Here is a 2,371-nt window from a genome sequence, read left to right on the forward strand (position 1 = left end):
ATGGCAACATCGATATGACTACAACTGCAACAAGAAAAGCACTAAACAATCTACGTATTCTCATAAATATCTCTCCTCGTAGTGGATAAAAATGGTGATATACTAGCTCTCTATTATACCAGCAATTCGAATTAAATAGGATTAATTTACTATATTTACACTAAATACTCATGTAAGAATTGAATTCCCACCTTCTTCATTTCATTAAACTGTGCTCGATCGATTCAACCTCAAACACTAGAACGAAACGAAGACGTTCAGAGGGCTGGATTAACCAACGCGTTCAACGGTTGCTAGATGCGGCGATGTCCTGAACTGCTAGGTTTCAATCTGTCGGATTGTTAAGCACTGAATCCCCGGATCCGCTTATCCGCTTCATACTGTCTCCATAATTCTAGTGGTAATGCATCCTTATTCTCAGTGAGGAACTCAAAGGGATGCTTCCTTTAGTTATAGCTAATTCTACCTCCCAAGCACATGTCTTGTTATATTCCACCATTTCGTTTTAATGTTAAGACTACATTTCCTTTTTTGTGGCCCTGATCGACATACCGATGCGCCTCGGCGGCTTGCTCCAAAGGATAACAACGATCGATGACCGGTTTCAGCCGACCCCTCTCATTAAGCTTTTTGAGAAAATCTAGTTGTTCCGCGTTTTGGGCTGCATTCCCTCCAATGACTGTTTTTCCTGTAGTCATCAAATGGATTGGTCCAAAAACCACTGGACCCACCGTAAGGTAATATCCTCCCTTCACAAGCAGGCTCTTGCAACGCGAGAAAGTAGTCTTGTATACCGTGTCAAAGATAACATTGTATGTCTCACCATTACTCGTAAAATCCTCTTGCGTGTAGTCAATGACCCTATCTGCTCCGAGCGATTTGACCAAATCCTTATTCACGGTACTGCATACCCCGGTTACTTCAGCCCCAAAGTACTTGGCAAGCTGAACAGCAAAAGTGCCTACACTGCCTGACGCACCAATGATCAGAACCTTTTGCCCGGGCTGGATATTACCTTTTCTGAGAAAATACAAAGCGGTGCTCGCACCAATAGAAAGAGTGGCGGCTTCTTCATAGCTCATATTTATCGATTTTGTCACCACCACTCCATCTTCGGGCAAGCATTTATACTCGGCATGGGCACCAAATTTCAGCTTCATTGTAGATGCAAGAACCTGATCACCAACCTTAAACCGTCTAACTGCTTTCCCGACTGCTTCCACTTCACCCGCTAGCTCCATTCCGTATATCGGATTTTTCGGTTTACTGAACCCTAGAGTTATTCGAGCAGGGAGCCAAGCTATGGCAGGAACGTCAAGACTTCTCATTCTACTGTCACCGACATTAACTGGAGTAGCATACACTTTGACCAATATTTCATTGTCTTTAGGTGTTGGTTTTTCGACCTCAACGAACTGAAGAACCTCCGGTAAACCGAAACTAGACGCTGTAATTGCTTTCATACCTATTCCTCCTTAACTTAATGTGTTGCTCTGCGGACAGCCCATTCGGCCACTGCAAGATTGATCACCCAGGCGGCACCCATAAGCAGATCATGGCTGAGCTCACTCGGCTGGCCGATGATCATTTCCCAAACCATCAGGATTAGCATTTGCGTACCCGCGCCAAGTCCGATCGCATAGCCGCGAGTCATCCATGCGCGGTGTCGGATCACGTCCGCAGTCCGGCAATGAGCCACTTTGCTGAACCTTTTTTTTCTGGTATTTTAATTTTCTGATATTTATCTTCATCGTAAAGTTTCGTTCTCATATTTCAGCTCCGTTTCCGTCCAGACCAGAGCGCATAGCCCAGCCAGGCCAAAGCTATCCCCACCGGCACAGCAACTTTCGGCTCGTGCTCGGGCGGAAGCAACGCAGCTATGGAGGTTGTTATCTTCTTACGATTCAAATTCATTTGTTTGTCTCCTTTTTTTGTCTAGGATCAACCTGTAGGACCGAGACCAAAGGCAGGCCGAGATCCCGCACCTTCCTCAACAAGCCATGTAATTCTGCCTGATCGACCACTGGGCCATAGAGAATGGTTGTTCCGTCGCTTTCGTAGGTGAAGCTCATGCCCTCAAACCGGTCTGCCCACCGGGCATCAAGATGTCCCTTAATGCGAATTTCGTACAGGAAATGCGCGTGATGGTCATCTGGTGATCCGTATGTTTCACTCATAATTTGTGCCTCCTTCTTGTTCCTGATTGGATAAATCTCCACACTAGTTAAGAGTTTTTCTTTCTATAACGAAGATACATGCTCCTGTGGTGAGACGGCATCACCACATGTGGTGATTAATGTGGTGATTTTTTATTGGATGAGTGTGCGGGAGTGACAAAAAAAGCCCTGGCACATGTGCCAAGGGTGGTGTT

Annotated in this window: 4 protein-coding genes; all 4 read right to left on the reverse strand. The window is 45.6% G+C overall.

Going from position 1 to position 2,371, the window contains the following annotated elements; all coding sequences use genetic code 11:
• Positions 1 to 485: 485 nt before the first annotated feature.
• The 4 genes from ACKI5J_RS02405 to ACKI5J_RS02420 all read right to left on the reverse strand — a co-directional run bounded on the left by ACKI5J_RS02405 (position 486) and on the right by ACKI5J_RS02420 (position 2,219).
• The gene (locus ACKI5J_RS02405) at positions 486 to 1,463 is read right to left on the reverse strand and encodes an NAD(P)-dependent alcohol dehydrogenase (protein WP_407426136.1); all 978 of its coding nucleotides are present in this window, start codon (positions 1,461 to 1,463) and stop codon (positions 486 to 488) included.
• A 17-nt stretch (positions 1,464 to 1,480) separates the two neighbouring features.
• Positions 1,481 to 1,699, reverse strand: coding sequence for a DUF2306 domain-containing protein (locus ACKI5J_RS02410; protein WP_407426138.1), 219 nt, complete (start codon positions 1,697 to 1,699; stop codon positions 1,481 to 1,483).
• Positions 1,700 to 1,773: 74 nt separating this feature from the next.
• Positions 1,774 to 1,914, reverse strand: coding sequence for a hypothetical protein (locus ACKI5J_RS02415; protein WP_407426140.1), 141 nt, complete (start codon positions 1,912 to 1,914; stop codon positions 1,774 to 1,776).
• The gene (locus ACKI5J_RS02420) at positions 1,911 to 2,219 is read right to left on the reverse strand and encodes a hypothetical protein (RefSeq protein WP_407426142.1); all 309 of its coding nucleotides are present in this window, start codon (positions 2,217 to 2,219) and stop codon (positions 1,911 to 1,913) included. Before ACKI5J_RS02420 ends, ACKI5J_RS02415 begins: the two co-directional genes overlap by 4 nt.
• Positions 2,220 to 2,371: the final 152 nt, after the last annotated feature.

The organism is Arcticibacter sp. (genome assembly GCF_045629565.1).
Lineage (GTDB): Bacteria > Bacteroidota > Bacteroidia > Sphingobacteriales > Sphingobacteriaceae > Arcticibacter.